The organism is Gaetbulibacter sp. M240 (genome assembly GCF_043876815.1).
Classification (GTDB): domain Bacteria; phylum Bacteroidota; class Bacteroidia; order Flavobacteriales; family Flavobacteriaceae; genus Gaetbulibacter_A.
This window is the reverse complement of the sequence record NZ_JBAWKA010000002.1, coordinates 156,119-173,711: the sequence shown is the minus strand read 5'-3', so window position 1 is coordinate 173,711 and position 17,593 is coordinate 156,119. Positions and strand designations below refer to the sequence as shown.

The following is a 17,593-nucleotide window of genomic DNA, read 5'->3' as shown; positions in this document are numbered from 1 at the left end:
TTTCTCGTAGCTTATTTTTTTATCCGATTTCTTTAAGCATCAGATCAAGACCCTCTCTGATTATTTTCTGATGTGGTTGCTTGGAGATGCAAATAAACTCTGTAAGCGCAAAATCTTCCGGAGCTACCTCATACATACCTAGGGCCTCCATCTCATCAAGATCCTGATACATACAAGATTTTAAAATTTGCATCGGGTAAATATCCAAAGGAAAAACCTCTTCGTAATTACCGGTTACCACAAAAGCACGATGCTCTCCATTTGTATTGGTATCTAAATCGTATTTTTTATTGGGTGTTAACCAGGAGAACGTCAAAGCCCTTGTCGTTGAAATCTTATCAAAAACAGGCTTGTTCCAACCAAATAATTCGTAGTCATCACCTTCAGGGATAATCGTAATGACATTGTGGTAGTACCCCAAAAAGCCATCAGGCTTAATTTCACGTCCTGTAAGTACGTTACCTGAAATAACACGGACATTATTTTCTTTTGAAATTCCTTTATCGTAAATCATAGTAGCGACCTCACAACCAAGCTTAGTTTTAAAATAGCGAGGCTTGTCTACAGATGACCCTGCCAAAGCTACAATACGCTCCGGATTAAATTTTCCGGTTAATAATAATTCACCTATAATCACCAGGTCCTGAGCATTAACCGTCCATACAACTTCACCCTTGTTAACAGGATCAACCTTGTTAATTAAGGTTCCTACATTTCCTGAAGGATGTGGTCCTGATACCCGGTGGATCGTTGCACCCTTAAGTCCGCCTAACGGAGAACTAGCGTTTTTCCCAACAGAGATATGCACCTCACCATTGGTCAATTTTCCTAAAGCCGTTACAGCAGCTTGTAGTTCAGCCTCTTTTCCTATGAGGGTAAAATCAAGGTTAGCTGCCAAAGGTGCGCTGGCATAACCAGAAATAAAAATACCTTTCGGTGTTTTATTTGGTTTTGCGATCACATCGTAAGGGCGTTGCTTTATAAAAGGCCAACATCCGGAGGCTAAAAGGTGTGCCTTCAAACTATCAGCATCAGCAGATCCAAGATCAAATTTGCCATGATCAACAGCATCCTGACTCTTATCAGCCTGGATCTTAATAGACATGATACGTCTACGTGCGCCACGCTCAACTTCAACAACCTCACCGGCTACCGGCGAAACAAATTTCATGTCTTCGTTGTCTTTGTTGTAAAAAACTGTTTCACCAGCTTTTAATTTCGTGCCCTCTCTGGCTATAAGTTTTGGAATGATCCCGTGGAAATCTTCAGGTCTTATCGAGTAAAAGTTACTCACCACTGCAGTCTCGATGGTTTTCTCAGCTTCACCCTTAAGTTTAATGTCTAGACCTTTTTTAATTCGAATGTCGTTTGACATATGTCTTAATTGAAATTAGTTATCAAAAAAATCGGTGCAAAAATACGAATTAATACTAATATATGTTTTAAAAGTGGATAACTTTTTTATTTATAATCATTATAAACAAGACGAAATAACTTAAGGTATGAAAATTGATTATATTTGTTCTCAACTTGTTCAAATGACTCAGAAATTCCTAGTTTTTTTAACACTGCTCCTATCAGGATTCAGTATGGCTCAGGTTCAGGAACTTAATCCTCCCGAGACCATAAAATCTATTACTTTTAAAAGTAAAAGTAACCCGCTGGGCGAACTTCCCATTTTAAAATTGGGCGAGGCCTTCGATCTGGAATTTGATGCTTTGGTATCAAACGAACCTGATTTCTATTACAAGATTAAACATTACAACTACGATTGGACGCCCTCCATTTTGGTACGAACCGAATTTTTGCAAGGTGTCGATAATCAGCGTATTCAAAACTACCGGAATTCGTTCAACACCTACCAACTGTATTCACACTATAAATTAAGTATTCCCAATGCCCAAACCCAGGGTCTAAAGGTTACCGGGAATTATATGATATTTATTTACAACAGTTTTGGTGAAGAAATATTTTCCAGAAAATTCATGATATACCAATCTTTGGTTACACCGGGCATCAGTATCAAGCGCTCCAGAAATGTAAAAACCATAGAGACCACCCAAACTGTTGATATAGAGGTCGCGGCAGGAACTAAGGTTAACAACCCACTTCAAACCATCAATACCTTAATCATTCAGAACAGTAATTTAAACACTGCCATAACAAACGTTAAACCGCAGTACACCATCGGCAATAAACTCATCTATCGCTACGTCGATAAAACAGCTTTTCCCGGCGGGAATGAATATTTGTTCTTCGAAACTAAAGATGTACGCTCGGCTTCACAGGGCGTCCAATTCATCCAGTTAGAAGATATTTACAATACCTTTCTTTTTATAAATCGATCTCGAGCGCAACTGCCTTACACGTATAATCCCGATATTAACGGACGTTTTGCCATCACCGCTCTGGATACCGACGACCCTTCAGTAGAGGCCGATTATACTTTGGTACATTTCTCACTGAACTATCCCAAACTTACCGATGGTTCACGAATCTATGTTTATGGCAATTACAACAATTACGCACTGGATGATTATAACCAGCTGCGCTTCAACCCCGCCACCCAACGTTACGAAACACAATTTAAACTCAAACAAGGCTTCTATAATTACAAATATGTACTCGTGGATGCCAAGGGAAAATTGAACGAAGGAAAAATAAGTGGCAATTTCTGGCAAACAGAGAACGATTATAAAGTATTACTTTACTATCGCGATTTGGGCGGTCGTTACGATCGTATCATCGGATTTAACCAGACCTCATCTACCCAAATCTCGAATTAATACAACCATTCAGCTAAAAAATCGATCTATTTCGTTAAAATGCATGAAGGTAAGCGTATAATTTATTACTTTTACACCCGTAAACACGTGGCTTATTTACACTTAATACATGGTTCAACAAATTACAAGTGGTATAAAAATTTCGGTAGAAACAACTTTCGAAGGCTCTTTCTATAAAAATTATAAGATCCAGTATGCCTTTGGCTACACGGTAACTATCGAAAATCAAAGTAAAGATTCGGTGCAACTCAATGCCCGCCACTGGGAAATCATGGATGCCTTAAATAATGTCGAGATTGTAAACGGCGAAGGAGTTATCGGTAAAAAACCCGTACTAAAACCCGGCGAATCACACACCTACACTTCAGGATGTTTGCTCTCGTCGCCATTTGGTGCCATGCACGGCTACTACGACATGATCAATTTTACAACCACCAAAAAATTCAAGGTTACCATACCAACCTTCAAACTTAGCGCACCTTTTTCTATTAATTAGGGCGTTCCCACGCAAAAGGCGTGGTCGGGCTTTTCGCGCTACACGGTAGCTAGCTACAATCCCTAACGCACATCCAATATCAAACCCAATTTATTTATTCAGGAAAGCTTAAGTGTGTTCTCTGAAACAGTACCCTGTTGTAAACTCTCAAAATGCATATCAACAAAACTTCCAGATTTTTCAATCTGCGTAATACTCGTAGTTTTCACAAAACCACGATCCATGATCACGCCATAATCATCTGTCTCTTCGCCGGCCGTTTTATGAAAATTTAAAATAGATTTTGAGTCCCAATCAGCTTTAATTTTAAAATCCTTAAACCATTGTTCTCGTTCAGATTTCATTTTTGGGGTGTACAACGGACTCGATGACCAGATTCTTGGTTCCAGAGGTAATTCGCTGATGTGTTTTTCATTGCCATCCCAGACTAACTCTACGCACCGTAAAATAATATTCCAATCAACCAGGATCATGGTAAAAGGCTCAATGTCGTGAAGATCGTAAGCCGTAAGCATGTCATCAAGCTGTTCAGTATATAAAAAATCAAGAGCGATCAAACCACGGCTTTTCCGGTATTGAGGCTTTCGCTTATGTTTTTCAAAAGCACCATTAAGCACACAAACTAGGCGATTTTGCTCACTAACCCCAATCCATGTACCACCAGACCGCAGGTCCTTGGGATATAAACCTTTCACAGAATTTTGGGTGTATAAATCAGGAGCCACCGACTCCCGATTAGGATCCTCATCGCGGTTGGAAGTCAGAATAAAATCATTATTAGTTTTTGGAAAAAAAGTAACAGTACACATGTGATTTATAGTCTTTAAGACAAAGTTAAACTTACAAAACCGATAAAATTTTAACGTCCTTTTAAGTGTCAATCCATTCGACTAATCACTTTAAAATTCATAAATTTGTGGATTAAACTAAAATTTAAAACAAAAAACAGAAAAAAATTATGGGAAAAGGCTTTTTTAACGTGCCAATTGCAATTAACGAACCTGTAAAATCGTACGCACCGGGATCACCGGAACGTGCTGAAGTTTTAGAGGCATACAAAACAATGTTTAATAGCAAGGTAGATGTCCCTTTATATATCAATGGTAAAGACGTGACTACCGGGAATACACGAACCATGTCTCCTCCTCACGATCATAAACACAATTTAGGAACCTATCACGTAGCGGAGAAATCGCATGTTGAAGAAGCTATTGCAACCGCTTTGGAAGCCAGAAAAAAATGGAGTTTGATGCCTTGGGAGCAACGCGCCGGAATCTTTTTAAAAGCCGCAGAGCTTATCGCAGGTCCATACCGTGCAAAAATTAATGCTGCCACCATGATCGGGCAGTCTAAAAATATATATCAAGCAGAAATTGATTCAGCATGTGAGCTCGTCGATTTTTTACGCTTCAATGTACAGTACATGCAGGAGATCTACGAAGATCAACCGGAAAGCACAAGTGCTGCTTGGAACCGCATTGAATACCGTCCTCTGGAAGGTTTTACTTATGCTGTAACACCGTTTAATTTTACCGCTATTGCCGGTAACTTACCTTCATGCATGGCCTTAATGGGAAATGTGGTGGTTTGGAAACCAAGTGACAGTCAGGTTTATTCCGCGAAAGTAATCATGGATGTATTCAAAGAAGCCGGTGTTCCTGCCGGGGTAATCAATATGGTTATGGGAGATCCAGCCATGATTACAGATGTGGTATTAAGTAGCCCTGATTTTTCAGGATTACACTTTACAGGTTCAACAAACGTATTTAAAAATCTGTGGCAACAAATAGGAAATAATATCCACAACTATAAAACCTATCCACGTATTGTAGGTGAGACTGGTGGTAAGGATTTTATTGTAGCCCATAAAACTGCGAATGCCAAACAAGTGGCAACCGCTATTGCACGTGGCGCATTTGAGTTCCAGGGTCAAAAATGTAGTGCTGCATCCAGAGCTTACATTCCAAAATCTTTATGGCCGGATGTTAAAAAATTCGTGATCGAGGATGTGAAATCTTTTAAAATAGGATCTCCGGAAGATATGAGCAATTTCATTACAGCCGTGATCCATGAAGGCTCCTTCGACAAATTGGCTGGCTACATCGACCAAGCGAAAAAAGATAGCGACGCTGAAATCATAGTAGGTGGAAATTACGATAAGAGTAAGGGATACTTTATAGACCCAACGATTATTGTAACCACAAATCCACATTACAAAACGATGTACACCGAGTTATTTGGTCCAATAATAACCATTTATATTTATGAAGATGCTGCCTATTCTGAAACTTTAAAATTAGTTGATGAAACCAGCGAATATGGTTTAACTGGTGCTATTTTAGCAACCGACAGATACGCTGTAACAGAGGCAACTCAAGCCTTACAAAACAGTGCCGGTAATTTCTATATCAATGATAAACCAACAGGAGCCGTTGTAGGGCAACAGCCATTTGGTGGCGCCAGAAATTCCGGAACAAACGATAAAGCAGGAAGTGCACAAAATCTATTGCGTTGGGTATCCCCTCGTATGGTGAAGGAAACTTTTGTTACACCGACTGATTATCGTTATCCGTTCTTGGGCTAATAGATTTTTCTCAACTTAAATAGACTAAAAACCACCGAATTCCGGTGGTTTTTTTTTAAAATAACTGATGGTTTTTAAATATTTTAATTTCGTTTAAATTATGTAGCAAAAAAAAATTATCCTAAATTTAGAAAGAAAAAAAAATAGCTGTTGCAACATTATGAGCATAAAAAAAATCATCACATTTCTTTTATTGATTTTTAGTTTAACCACCTTAGGGCAGGCCAAGAAGTTTATACGACAAGCTAACCGGACCACCGATTTAAATAAGAAAGTTGAATTGTATTCTCAGGCTATAGAGCTGGAGCCTGAAAACCTCGACGCATTGTTTTACAGAGCTTTAGCCAAAACAGAGCTGGGTGATTTGTCAGGAGCAGCAGTAGATTATTCAAAAATAATTCTTATTAAGCCTGACCCCGATTCGTATTTTAATCGCGGAAATATACGTTACAGTTTACAGGAATTTGAAACGGCTAAAGAAGACTATCAAAAAGCCTTCGAACTCGACCCGCTTTTTGTGGATGCCTTATTCAGTTTAGCCTGCGTAGAATTCGATCTGGAAGATTATGAAAATGCTATCCTCCATTATACTAAAGTAATCGAATTACAACCTAATTATCCCAAAGTTTACACCCTAAGAGCCTCTGCTTTTAATGCATTGGATAACTTTAAAAAAGCCATTGAGGATTATACCTATGCTATTTTAATTGAGGGCACTCCTGAGTCCTACATAAATAGAGGATTATGTTTATTAGGGATAAATTATTACAAGGAAGCCTACCTTGATTTCAATAAGGCTTTAAAGGTAGATAACGGGAATTCATACGCCTTCTTTTTCAGAGGTACGAGCGGTCTTTTGCTTGGTGATTTTGATGGTGCTATTGCCGATTTGAATAAAGCGCTCAGCTACGATTCTGAAGATTTTGATGCGCTTTTAGGCTTAGCCATAACCTATTTAAGAAAGGATAATTTAAATTATGCCAAACTAAATTTCGAAAAGGCTAAAGAGGTTCTAAAAATTAAAACCGATGATATTGAAGCCTATAAAAGCACTTTTTGGTATCAAAACCAATACTTCTTTTTTGTAAATAAATTAAAAGAGTTACAAGCCTTATAACGAACATAAATCGTTGAGCTGGATAAGAATTAAATCCAAAATGGTCAACATTTTACCCCTTGAATTTTATGGGGAGATACACTACTTTTTTCGTTTCGAAAAAAGCTTCTGAAAAAAAGGTGTTTAATTCAAAGATCTTAGCCGTTTTATAGGGTTCCAGTTCCTCAGATAGGTCGCCTCCCTTCAAATATAAAATTCCGTTTTTGAGATCATTATTCTGAGTTTTGGAGATTTTACCCTTTACCCAATGCACAAAAGTAGGCATGTAGGCCACAGCGCGACTCACAATAAAATCATATGAACCTTTAATTTCCTCTACTCTACTATGCGTTGTTCTTACATTAGTAAGGCCCAGACCATCGACAACCTCATCCACAACTTTAAGTTTTTTAGCGATACTATCGACAAGGTGAAAATTAGAATCCGGAAATAAAATAGCTAAAGGTATTCCCGGAAACCCGCCACCGGTACCAACATCCAGAATTTGAGACCCCGGTTTGAAGGAAATTACTTTGGCTATACCCAAAGAATGTATAACATGTCTTAAATATAATTCATCAATATCTTTACGAGATACAACATTAATCTTGATATTCCAATCCTGATACAATTCTTCCAAAGCCTTGAATTGATTGATTTGTAGGTCGGTTAGATCGGGAAAATACTTGAGGATAAGGTCCATTAGTGTTAAATTTTCAACAAAAATATAGTATTTACATACATTATTTTACATCAAAACGTTATTAGTTCACTCGGTTTATATTTATATTTGCCAATAATATGATATACCGATCAACTAAATATCACATTTAAATTAATAGCATGTCAAAACAAACAGTATCATTTTCGAGAACAGATTCTGCCAAGTTTTTCAGAACCCTTAACAAACGTGTTAATTCCTATTTCAAGGAAAATGAAATAAAACGTACCGGTAACTGGAAACTTTGGCTAAAAACCATCGTGATGTTCTCTATATTTTTAACGCCTTATTTCTTACTCTTAACACTTAACATGCCCGGATGGACCCAATTGCTGCTTACAATTGTAATGGGTATAGGTATGGCTGGTGTAGGTATGAATGTAATGCACGACGGAAACCATGGTTCATTTTCAAATAAGGAGTGGATCAATCGCCTTATGGGAAGTAGTATTTATATTCTTGCCGGAAACGCTTACAACTGGAAGGTACAACATAATGTATTGCACCACACGTATACAAATATCCATGGACATGATGAGGATTTGGAAGCAGGTCGCATCTTACGTTTTACGGATCACGCAGAGTGGCGTTGGTATCATAAATTCCAGCATTATTACTCTATATTACTTTACGGATTATTAACCATAAACTGGGCCATTACCACCGATTTTCAACAAATGAGACGTTACATGAAACGTAAGTTGTCTTATGGTAAACTCCCAAATCCGTTATGGAACTGGAGTAAACTGGTGATTTCAAAAATTATTTACCTAAGCATTTGGGTCTTGATCCCAATTTTATTGTTGGATCTTGCCTGGTGGAAGGTATTGATCGGCTTTTTTATCATGCATTACACCGCAGGATTAATTTTAAGTGTGGTATTTCAGTTAGCGCATGTTATGGAAGATGCCGAAATGCCGATACCGGAAAAAGACGGAACCATGAAAAATACCTGGGCCGTTCATCAATTGTGTACAACAATAAATTTTAGCACTAAAAATAGAATAGTAAACTGGTTTACTGGAGGCTTAAATCATCAGGTAGAACACCATATTTTTCCTCATATTAGCCACATTCACTATACTAAAATATCCAAAATTGTTCGTGAAACAGCGAAAGAATTCAACTTACCTTATAAAGAATATAAAACCACACGTAAAGCAATTATAGCGCATTTCAGACACTTGAAAGAAATGGGAATGAAACCAGCTTTACAAGCTTAAATTGATGATTTTTAATTAAATGAATTTACTCTCAGAACGCATTTTAAATATGGCTACCTCTGCTACTTTAGCAATGGCGGCCAAAGCCAGAGAACTAAGAGGCGAAGGCAAAGATATTATAGGATTAAGTTTGGGTGAACCGGACTTTAATACTCCTGATTACATTAAGGACGCAGCCATTACTGCCATAAATGAGAATTATAATTCATATAGTCCTGTGGATGGTTATGCGGAATTAAAGGAGGCTATAATCACCAAATTTAAACGAGATAATAAGCTTAGCTACACACCGAACCAGATTGTAGTATCAACCGGTGCCAAGCAAAGTTTGGCTAATATCGCAGGCGTGATGCTTAATCAGGGTGATGAAGTTATCTTACCATGCCCTTATTGGGTAAGTTATGCTGATATTGTAAAGTTATTTGAAGGTACACCTGTTGAAGTTGAAACAAGTATCGAGAATGATTTTAAAATGACAGCGCAGCAATTGGAAGCGGCTATCACTCCACAAACAAAAATGATCTGGTTCAGTTCACCATGTAACCCTAGTGGTTCTATTTATAGTGAAAAAGAGTTACGAGCCTTAGCTGACGTTTTAGTAAAACACCCTAATATTTATGTGGTATCGGATGAAATATACGAGCATATCAATTATGTTGGTGGCCATGCGAGTATAGCACAGTTTGAAGATATGTACGATCGAACCATTACCGTAAATGGTGTTTCTAAAGCATTTGCCATGACTGGATGGCGAATTGGTTACATTGGTGGCCCTGAGAAAATAGCCCGAGCTTGCAACAAACTACAAGGCCAAATTACCAGTGGGGCCAATTGTATTGCACAACGTGCTGTAATTACGGCTCTGAACGAACCACCATCACGCGTTCAATACATGGTGGATCAGTTTAAAACCAGACGTGATCTAATTTTAAATTTATTAAGTGAGATTGAAGGTTTTCAGACCAACACCCCTGAAGGTGCCTTCTATGTATTCCCGAATGTATCGTATTATTTTGGTAAAACCCTTCGAGGTAAAACCATTAATAATGCTTCAGACTTATCTCTGTATTTATTAGAAGAGGCTTTGGTAGCAACGGTTACTGGTGAGGCCTTTGGAAATCCACAATGTATCCGAATTTCTTATGCGGCGTCAACAGATCAAATTATTGAAGCTATGAAAAGAATCAAGGAAGCCTTGAGTTAAAAAATAAGACCCTTATCATAATAAAAAAGTTACTATTAAATAGTAACTTTTTTTTTGGATCTCCCGATTATTTCTGATCGGGAAATAATATTCATATAAACATTTAAAAGCTTTATTGTTTGATTATCAATGGTTAGAAAAAATTATTAAATTTATTAATTACGATCCTATAAAAAATTAAAGTGTTGTCCCCTCTGTTACGTGAAGTCGTAAATCAATTTCAATAAATTCGCTTACAACTATAAGCCCTAAAGCCTTTCTGGGCGCTTCGATATTAAAATCGTTGATATTTAATTTTAGGGTTCCTGAAATTTCCATAGTATCAGTACCGTACATTTTTAATGGAAGTTTATATGAATTTATAACTCCTGAAATATTAATATCTACATCCGCATTAATACTATTATCATTATTGGATTCCATAGTTACCGAACGAAGATTTAAAACGATCTCCGGGTAGGCCTTAGCCTGAAGTAAATCATAAAAATCATTATTCATGGGCTTGTTTCCACAATCAAAACACCGAGTACTTAAGATCAACTTAGTTTCCTCAAAAACCATTTTATCATTTTCATTTTGAAAATATACCGGAATGGGATTTTTTAAATTGGTAGCATCAAAAGTACAACTGAATTTATTGATGTTTGTCTTACCTTTAATAATCAATTGACTCTCAGGCGCCACGAAAACTCGGGTACGTTTGAGATATTCTGCGGAAGTAAAACCCAGAACAACAATTACCAGAATTAAAATAACAAGCCGTTTCATGGTCTTAAGATATAAAAAAAACAAGCCTCTGTAAAATTACTTCTATTTCTAGAACTTACAGAGACTTGTTTCATCATGGGCTAAATTTTTAGAAACTTATCACGGCTTCAGCGGTTAGACCGTTGAATTTTCCTCCATCCAGCACATCACCTACTGGGAAATCATTGTATTTTTGATCAACATACTCAACTTTCATCAAGATATTTTTGGTCATAAACCAACCGGCACCTAATTGAAGTCTGTTAATACTTGCATCCTCACCACTTAGCAGTTCAGCATTTACAGTGTTATAACGAGCTCCTAGATAGAAGTTTTCATTATTACCAAATCTGTATATTAATTCTCCTGCATATTGCTCTGCATTTCGTCTGTCCACTTCGCTTTGTCTTTTTCCTGAAGTTAACTCGACTGTTCCAAAAAATTCTAGTCCGCCATATTTCAAGAATGGGTTAATCATAATTGCAGTAATGGTATTTCTAAACCCGGGATCAAAACGACCTGAACGGAAGTTATCACCTGTTGCTGTTTCCTCTTGCATCACAGAATAGTATCTTGATCCTGCTCTATCGGCTGTGTATAAGTAAACACTTTGTGCATAGCCGGTGTTATATAAAGATCCTGTAAGTCTGAATCTGAAATCATCGTCAAATTGCTTATCGAAACCTAATTTGGCCAAGAAGGCTGCACCTCCAGTTGTACCATCAGTTTCTGTCACTTTTTGATTTAATTTTCCATTAGAAAGACCAACCATTCCGAAGAATCCACTTGGAACTCTATATAGTAACTCGGCACCAACTTCAGTAGTAAAAGAGTCCATTATTAAGTTACCAACGAATGGATTATATATAGCTTGCGCGTTATCAGTTCTTCTAAAGTGTGCATCACCGTAGTTGTTCTCCATATGACCAATCTTGATGGTAGCACCTTCCATGAAATCGCTTAATAAGCCTTCACTGATAAAATCTAATTTATCGATTTGAAAATAGCCGCCTTTCACATAAGGTTCCGGGTGGTGACGAGAAGAAAGATAGGTTCTTAAATGCATTCTCACACCATCTGCTAAAGCAACGTCAAGATCCAGGTTAGCTGTTGCCAAGTTAAAGTTACTACCAATCTCTTTGATGGGTGTTACGCCTGAATTTGAGTTGGTAATGGCTTGAAATTGAAGGGTTGAAGCCCCACCTACGCGAACTTTAACACCATCAAAGGTTGTTACGCTGTCTTTTGTAGTTTCAAAAATATCAACGCCGTTTTTGTTCGGTGGTCTGAAGTTGTCTAGGTTCCTGTCTTGAGCATACATACTAACCCCCGCCAGTAATGCTACGAATAATACACTGTGTTTAAATATTGTTCTCATGATTTTTGTGTTTTTGTTTTATAATTTTATTGATAAATAGTTTTAAATTCTATGGTCAGGGCATCACCAGTGGTTATAGTCCCGAATAAAGCTGTTGGTGGTTCTACATTATAATCTGTCATTTTAATATTTTTGGTTCCGTTTAATACAATTTTGTTGGGGTCGACCTCTAAATTAAATTCTATAGAAATCCTGTTTGTTACATTGGTTATGGTTAAATCTCCTTCTCCTTTAACCAAATAAGTCTTTGGCCCCTTTTTAATCAGCTCATTTACTTTTACTAATTGAAATTTAATGTTCTTGTAATCATCGGTTTTTAGAGCCTTGTAAGTATTTTTGTCCATGGCCTTTTTACCACTTACCAACCCATTAGAATTTATAATAAATTCGCAGGTTTTGATGGTACATTTATCGATATCTTCAAAAACGAGTTGCCCACTTTTTTGTTCTCCTTCCAAATGCCAGTCATGCAAGTTTGAGGTTCCAAAAACTTTTAAAGTAGACGCCTCATTATTCAGTTTAAACGCTTGTGCAGACACAAGGTTAACCGTAAGTAAGCCTAATGTTATCAAGGCTATTAAAGCATAATACTTACGTGTTTTTGTAGTTTTCATAATCTTTAGTTTTTATTTTATGATACAAAGTTCCTGCAAAAGAGCGGGGCAAAATATGACTTTTGTCATAAGTCAGAATTTTTTTCCATTAATGAAAAAAAGCTTAAAAAATTCAGGCTATAAATACTTAGGGAGTAGACTACTATAAAAGGACACAATAAGATCCTTCTAATTTTATGAAAATAAGAAATTTAAATTTTATGTTGAAATTAAAAATAAGTCCTTTAAAAGAAAGGTATGGAACTACGACTATGCTAAAGAAATTTAATATTAACGGTTACGCCAGAAAAAAGGCGTGAATAAAATAAGTACCGTAAACAATTCCAAACGACCAATAAGCATTAAAAATGAAGCCCACCATTTACCGAGATCTGGTAAGGCCGAATAATTATTCACGGGACCAAAACTACCTAAGGCCGGCCCCACGTTTCCTAGGCTGGAAGCTGAAAGCCCCACGGCAGATTGGAAATCAATCTGAAACATCGAAAACACCAAAGCCCCAATAATAAAAGAGAGCATATATAAAATAAAAAAGCCCAAGATATTAAAAACAATATCCCCCGAAATCGCTCGCATATTATATCGTACTGGTAAAATAGCATTGGGGTGCAGCGTACGCTTAAATTCCATGAAGCCATTTTTAATCAGTAAGAGATGGCGTACCACTTTAACACCACCCGAGGTACTTCCTGCAGAACCTCCTAAAAACATCAAACCGAAAAAGAAAACCATTAAAAAAGGCGTCCATAAGGTATAGTCTGCTGTAACGAAACCCGTAGTAGTGACTATAGATAGTACCTGAAATAAGGCATGTCTGAAGGAACTTTCCTCTTTTCCCAAAACCATAGGATGTTCAATGGAAGACAGACTCAAATCCGCTTTAAAATAAATGATAAGGGAAGCTATCAAGGTAAAAATGAGTATAAATTTGAAATAGAGCTTGAATTCCTCGTCATGTAATACTTTCCTAACTTTACCTTTGAACGTAAAATAACTCAGTATAAAGTTTGTCCCCGCCAAAAACATAAACAACATTATAATGTACTGAATAATTGGTTGGTTATTCCAATAAGCAACACTCGCATTTTTAGTAGAGAACCCACCAGTGGAAAGTGTACTTAAGGCATGATTTATAGCATCAAAAAATGACATACCCGCAACTTTTAATAAAATAGTCTCAGCAGCCGTATATGCAAAATAGATCAACCATAATCTCTTGGCCGTATCAGTAATTCGTGGGTGTAATTTATCAGCGCTAGGACCCGGCGCTTCAGCAGCAAAGAGCTGCATACCACCAATTCCTAACAAAGGCAAAATGGCTATAGCCAAAACAATAATACCCATACCGCCTAACCAATGGGTTAAACTGCGCCAAAATAAAATACCGTTTGGAATGATTTCAATATCATTTAAAATTGAAGCTCCCGTAGTGGTATAACCTGACATGGTTTCGAAAAACGCATTGGTGAAACTAGGAATACTTCCGGAGATCACATAAGGTAATGTTCCGGAAAGCGACATAACAATCCAACCAAAGGCCACAACAATATAGCCCTCGCGCTTATTAATTTCTTTTTTATGATCTCTGGTAAAAAGCATGGCTAAACCCCCAAAACCTATGGTAATAAAACCAGCAATTGTTATTTGTCCAGAAACACCGTCCTTGTATATCGCACTAATAAGTGCAGCTATGAACATAAATGCCCCGTTAAAGACGAGGAGCAATCCTAAAAAATGAAAAATGATTTTATAATTGAGTTTCATGAGTTTCCCTATGCTTTATTCCGCTTAGCGGAAGAGCTTTTCAACACCCTTTATTGATTGTAGTAAACTGCAAACTACAACACGATCGCCCTCCTGAATTTTAAAACTCCCTAAAGCAATAACGCCCAGTCCGTTACGAATAACACCACCAATAATGGCCGATCGGGGGAAATCAACATTTTTAATAAGTTTATTACAAATAGCTGAACTCGCTTTAACTTCAAATTCTAATAATTCTGCATTCATATTATTCAGCTTGGTCATGGCAACCACTTCACCTTTACGGATATACCTAAAAATATTATTCGCCGCTAGAAGCTTTTTATTAATTAATGTCTCTATACCAACTGAGTGTGATAATTCAAAATAATCCATATTCTCCACCAAAGCAATCGTTTTCTTGACGCCCTTAGATTTTGCCACCAGACAAGACATGATGTTCGTTTCAGAATTTCCGCCAACGGCGATAAAGGCATCCATTTCACTAATATTTTCTTCTTCTAACAAATCCACATTTCTACCATCACTATGAATTACCAGAACATCCGGTAGATCATCAGCAAGATCGAAAGCACGCTCTTTGTTAACTTCAAGTATCTTTACATTAAACCCTTTTTCACTGAGGTCTCTGGCTGTTTTAAAACCAATTTGACCACCACCAAGAATCATCACATTTTTGATGTCGGTATTTTCCTTTCCAGTAAGCCGGCATAATTCCTCAGCCCCGCCTTCGGACGTAATAAATACAACGTTATCGCCTCGCTTGAATATAGTATCCCCCCTGGGAATGATAGTATACTGCGAACCAAAACGCTGAATAGCGATAGGCACAAAATGTATTTCCGGAAAAATTTTAGCCGCATCTTTCACGGTTTTCCCCACAAACGAGGCGGAACGTGAGAGCGTTAAGCCTGCCATGGTTAGCGCTCCATTTTCAAATTCGTAGGTATCGTTGAATGATGACTGCTTAAGTGATAATTGAATTTCTGAGGCTGCCAGAGATTCCGGTGAGATGAGTTCGTCTATACCAAACTTCGTAAAACCAACCTCATCCTTAAAATTAATAAATTCGGTATTTGATATTCTGGCAATAGTACGCTTAGACCCCAACTGTTTTGCCAACACACAAGCAGTAATATTAGTCGTTTCAATCGCGGTTACCGCAATGAACAAATCGCTTGTTTCCACCCGGGAATCTTTTAGTATCGAAATAGAGGTAGCATCCCCTTTTATAACCTTGATATCCAAATGTGTATCAGCATATCCGAGACTTTCTTTGTTGATGTCAATAAGGGTGATTTCCTGAGACTCGTAAGAAAGTAATTTTGCTAAATGAAATCCAACTTCACCCGCACCTGCTATAATAATTTTCATTTGTTTCTGTTGATATAAGGTCTCACAAAGATAGTATAAAATTAATTTCAGAATATTTCTAATCAAATATTATCGCTTGTGAATTATTGGCTCTTGAATTTTTAAGATTATCTTTGCCAAAAATTTTTACATTTTGTCAAAAGTTAAACCTTACAAAAACAGCACCTTAGGAAAGAAAGCCCAAGTTACCGCCATGTTTGATACCATTTCTAAAGAATACGACGGTTTAAATCGCGTAATTTCCTTTGGAATAGATGTGAAATGGCGTAATAAAGTGGTAGATATGGTAGCTAAAACTGAACCTGAAAACATTTTAGATATTGCTACGGGAACAGGTGATTTGGCTATTAATCTTGCAAAAACAGGCGCTTCTAAAATTGTTGGGTTAGACATTAGTAGCGGTATGCTTGAGATTGGCAAATCGAAAATTAAACATCGTGGCTTAGACCAAAAAATTGAAATGGTTCTAGGAGATAGTGAACAAATGCCTTTTGAAGCAAATAGTTTTGATGCTATTACAGTAGCCTTTGGTGTGCGAAATTTTGAGGATCTGGAACAGGGCTTAAAGGACATCTACAGAGTTCTTAAACCGGGTGGCACGTTTGTTATACTAGAGACCTCAGTACCAGCAAAGACGCCATACAAACAAGGTTATCAATTTTACTCCAAAACCATTTTACCACTTATTGGCCGTATTTTTTCAAAGGATAAAAGTGCTTATCAATATTTATCGGAATCTGCTTCTGTATTTCCCTATGGAGAGGCTTTGAACAATATTTTACGAAAAATCGGGTTTATTAATGTTGAAGATTTCCCTCAGACCTTTGGTGTAGCTACAATTTATAAATCGTCCAAATAAATCATGAAGAACGTTTTACTTGTTTTTTGTACCCTTTTTGTAATGCAAACAGCAGATGCTCAACTGTTCAGTAAAGAAAAGGTAGAGTATGATGCCAATCAAGGTCGTGGATCGACCGATTTTGACCTCCTGCGTTGGGGTTATTTTTTAGGTATCAATTTTATGGATTTCAATTTTGATTACAATCAGGATTTACGTGATATTTATGTAAAACGAAGTCCCGGTTTTAGTGTAGGCCTTATTGGAAATCTTCGGGTAAATAGTTTTATCGATTTGCGCCTAGAGCCCGGTTTAATATTAACCACCAGAGAGTTGCACTATAGCAGATCTTATTTTGATGGAACCGAGTCTGATAGTGATCTTGAGCGTCAAATAAAATCAACTTATATTCACATTCCGCTTTTAGTAAAAATATCAACAAAACGTATCAACAATTTCAAACCATTTATTGTTGGAGGCTTTTCGACGGCTATTAATTTATCGAGTAATGAAAAGAATCCTGACGATAACCGAAATGGACAGTTCCGTATGGAGAGTAACCCCATATTTTATGAACTTGGCTTTGGGATCGATTTATATTTATTCAACTTTAAGTTTACACCATCCATACGCGGTGTTTTTGCTATTAACGATGAACTTATTCGTGATAACTTTGAAAATAGTCCTTGGACGGGTAACGTTAACAGTATGAAAACACGAGGCGTATTTCTTAATTTCACCTTCCAATAAAGTTTAGATAATTAGCTT

Annotated in this window: 16 protein-coding genes; 8 read left to right on the top strand and 8 right to left on the bottom strand. The window is 37.1% G+C overall.

Annotated features, from left to right (window positions below; genetic code table 11):
• Positions 1-19: 19 nt before the first annotated feature.
• A complete protein-coding gene (locus V8G61_RS06185) occupies positions 20-1,375 on the bottom strand; it encodes a Na(+)-translocating NADH-quinone reductase subunit A (protein ID WP_394874633.1) in 1,356 nt (451 codons plus the stop codon).
• Positions 1,376-1,502: 127 nt separating this feature from the next.
• Here V8G61_RS06185 and V8G61_RS06180 point away from each other — a divergent pair, with 127 nt between their 5' ends.
• Positions 1,503-2,786 carry a DUF5103 domain-containing protein gene (locus tag V8G61_RS06180; protein ID WP_394874632.1) on the top strand — a complete coding sequence of 428 codons (1,284 nt, stop codon included), beginning with the start codon at positions 1,503-1,505 and terminating at the stop codon, positions 2,784-2,786.
• Between the two features lie 109 nt (positions 2,787-2,895).
• Positions 2,896-3,282 carry a Co2+/Mg2+ efflux protein ApaG gene (gene apaG, locus V8G61_RS06175; RefSeq protein ID WP_394874631.1) on the top strand — a complete coding sequence of 129 codons (387 nt, stop codon included), beginning with the start codon at positions 2,896-2,898 and terminating at the stop codon, positions 3,280-3,282.
• A 98-nt stretch (positions 3,283-3,380) separates the two neighbouring features.
• Here the strand turns inward: apaG and V8G61_RS06170 are convergent, their stop codons facing one another.
• The gene (locus V8G61_RS06170) at positions 3,381-4,091 is read right to left on the bottom strand and encodes an NRDE family protein (RefSeq protein WP_394874630.1); all 711 of its coding nucleotides are present in this window, start codon (positions 4,089-4,091) and stop codon (positions 3,381-3,383) included.
• Between the two features lie 149 nt (positions 4,092-4,240).
• On the opposite strand from V8G61_RS06170, the gene pruA reads away from it, so the two are divergent.
• A complete protein-coding gene (gene pruA, locus V8G61_RS06165) occupies positions 4,241-5,866 on the top strand; it encodes an L-glutamate gamma-semialdehyde dehydrogenase (protein ID WP_394874629.1) in 1,626 nt (541 codons plus the stop codon).
• A 160-nt stretch (positions 5,867-6,026) separates the two neighbouring features.
• Complete coding sequence (locus V8G61_RS06160) at positions 6,027-6,983, top strand: tetratricopeptide repeat protein (protein ID WP_394874628.1); 957 nt, start codon at positions 6,027-6,029, stop codon at positions 6,981-6,983.
• 52 nt (positions 6,984-7,035) lie between these two features.
• On the opposite strand, the gene rsmG is transcribed toward V8G61_RS06160, so the two are convergent.
• Positions 7,036-7,665 carry a 16S rRNA (guanine(527)-N(7))-methyltransferase RsmG gene (gene rsmG, locus V8G61_RS06155; RefSeq protein ID WP_394874627.1) on the bottom strand — a complete coding sequence of 210 codons (630 nt, stop codon included), beginning with the start codon at positions 7,663-7,665 and terminating at the stop codon, positions 7,036-7,038.
• Positions 7,666-7,805: 140 nt separating this feature from the next.
• Here rsmG and V8G61_RS06150 point away from each other — a divergent pair, with 140 nt between their 5' ends.
• Positions 7,806-8,906 (top strand): fatty acid desaturase family protein, encoded by a 1,101-nt coding sequence (locus V8G61_RS06150; protein WP_394874626.1) that lies wholly within the window; start codon positions 7,806-7,808, stop codon positions 8,904-8,906.
• 19 nt (positions 8,907-8,925) lie between these two features.
• Positions 8,926-10,110 (top strand): pyridoxal phosphate-dependent aminotransferase, encoded by a 1,185-nt coding sequence (locus V8G61_RS06145; protein ID WP_394874625.1) that lies wholly within the window; start codon positions 8,926-8,928, stop codon positions 10,108-10,110.
• A gap of 177 nt (positions 10,111-10,287) precedes the next feature.
• On the opposite strand, the gene V8G61_RS06140 is transcribed toward V8G61_RS06145, so the two are convergent.
• The 5 genes from V8G61_RS06140 to trkA all read right to left on the bottom strand — a co-directional run bounded on the left by V8G61_RS06140 (position 10,288) and on the right by trkA (position 15,987).
• The gene (locus V8G61_RS06140; protein ID WP_394874624.1) at positions 10,288-10,878 is read right to left on the bottom strand and encodes a YceI family protein; all 591 of its coding nucleotides are present in this window, start codon (positions 10,876-10,878) and stop codon (positions 10,288-10,290) included.
• Positions 10,879-10,966: 88 nt separating this feature from the next.
• Positions 10,967-12,235 (bottom strand): hypothetical protein, encoded by a 1,269-nt coding sequence (locus V8G61_RS06135; RefSeq protein WP_394874623.1) that lies wholly within the window; start codon positions 12,233-12,235, stop codon positions 10,967-10,969.
• Positions 12,236-12,261: 26 nt separating this feature from the next.
• Positions 12,262-12,849, bottom strand: coding sequence for a YceI family protein (locus V8G61_RS06130; RefSeq protein WP_394874622.1), 588 nt, complete (start codon positions 12,847-12,849; stop codon positions 12,262-12,264).
• A gap of 270 nt (positions 12,850-13,119) precedes the next feature.
• Positions 13,120-14,613, bottom strand: a complete 1,494-nt coding sequence (locus V8G61_RS06125) for a TrkH family potassium uptake protein (RefSeq protein WP_394874621.1) — start codon at positions 14,611-14,613, stop codon at positions 13,120-13,122.
• Between the two features lie 24 nt (positions 14,614-14,637).
• On the bottom strand, positions 14,638-15,987 hold the full coding sequence (gene trkA / locus V8G61_RS06120; RefSeq protein ID WP_394874620.1) for a Trk system potassium transporter TrkA: 1,350 nt from the start codon (positions 15,985-15,987) through the stop codon (positions 14,638-14,640).
• Positions 15,988-16,120: 133 nt separating this feature from the next.
• On the opposite strand from trkA, the gene ubiE reads away from it, so the two are divergent.
• Both ubiE and V8G61_RS06110 read left to right on the top strand, forming a co-directional pair.
• Positions 16,121-16,846, top strand: coding sequence for a bifunctional demethylmenaquinone methyltransferase/2-methoxy-6-polyprenyl-1,4-benzoquinol methylase UbiE (ubiE, locus tag V8G61_RS06115; protein WP_394874619.1), 726 nt, complete (start codon positions 16,121-16,123; stop codon positions 16,844-16,846).
• Between the two features lie 3 nt (positions 16,847-16,849).
• On the top strand, positions 16,850-17,575 hold the full coding sequence (locus tag V8G61_RS06110) for a porin family protein (RefSeq protein ID WP_394874618.1): 726 nt from the start codon (positions 16,850-16,852) through the stop codon (positions 17,573-17,575).
• The last annotated feature ends 18 nt before the right edge of the window (positions 17,576-17,593 follow it).

Excerpts from the sequence above, each read along its gene's own strand:
- V8G61_RS06185 (WP_394874633.1), bottom strand. The coding sequence starts at position 1,375 with ATGTCAAACGACATTCGAATTAAAAAAGGTCTAGACATTAAACTTAAG.
- V8G61_RS06180 (WP_394874632.1), top strand. The coding sequence starts at position 1,503 with ATGAAAATTGATTATATTTGTTCTCAACTTGTTCAAATGACTCAGAAA.
- apaG (WP_394874631.1), top strand. The coding sequence starts at position 2,896 with ATGGTTCAACAAATTACAAGTGGTATAAAAATTTCGGTAGAAACAACT.
- V8G61_RS06170 (WP_394874630.1), bottom strand. The coding sequence starts at position 4,091 with ATGTGTACTGTTACTTTTTTTCCAAAAACTAATAATGATTTTATTCTG.
- pruA (WP_394874629.1), top strand. The coding sequence starts at position 4,241 with ATGGGAAAAGGCTTTTTTAACGTGCCAATTGCAATTAACGAACCTGTA.
- V8G61_RS06160 (WP_394874628.1), top strand. The coding sequence starts at position 6,027 with ATGAGCATAAAAAAAATCATCACATTTCTTTTATTGATTTTTAGTTTA.
- rsmG (WP_394874627.1), bottom strand. The coding sequence starts at position 7,665 with ATGGACCTTATCCTCAAGTATTTTCCCGATCTAACCGACCTACAAATC.
- V8G61_RS06150 (WP_394874626.1), top strand. The coding sequence starts at position 7,806 with ATGTCAAAACAAACAGTATCATTTTCGAGAACAGATTCTGCCAAGTTT.
- V8G61_RS06145 (WP_394874625.1), top strand. The coding sequence starts at position 8,926 with ATGAATTTACTCTCAGAACGCATTTTAAATATGGCTACCTCTGCTACT.
- V8G61_RS06140 (WP_394874624.1), bottom strand. The coding sequence starts at position 10,878 with ATGAAACGGCTTGTTATTTTAATTCTGGTAATTGTTGTTCTGGGTTTT.
- V8G61_RS06135 (WP_394874623.1), bottom strand. The coding sequence starts at position 12,235 with ATGAGAACAATATTTAAACACAGTGTATTATTCGTAGCATTACTGGCG.
- V8G61_RS06130 (WP_394874622.1), bottom strand. The coding sequence starts at position 12,849 with ATGAAAACTACAAAAACACGTAAGTATTATGCTTTAATAGCCTTGATA.
- V8G61_RS06125 (WP_394874621.1), bottom strand. The coding sequence starts at position 14,613 with ATGAAACTCAATTATAAAATCATTTTTCATTTTTTAGGATTGCTCCTC.
- trkA (WP_394874620.1), bottom strand. The coding sequence starts at position 15,987 with ATGAAAATTATTATAGCAGGTGCGGGTGAAGTTGGATTTCATTTAGCA.
- V8G61_RS06110 (WP_394874618.1), top strand. The coding sequence starts at position 16,850 with ATGAAGAACGTTTTACTTGTTTTTTGTACCCTTTTTGTAATGCAAACA.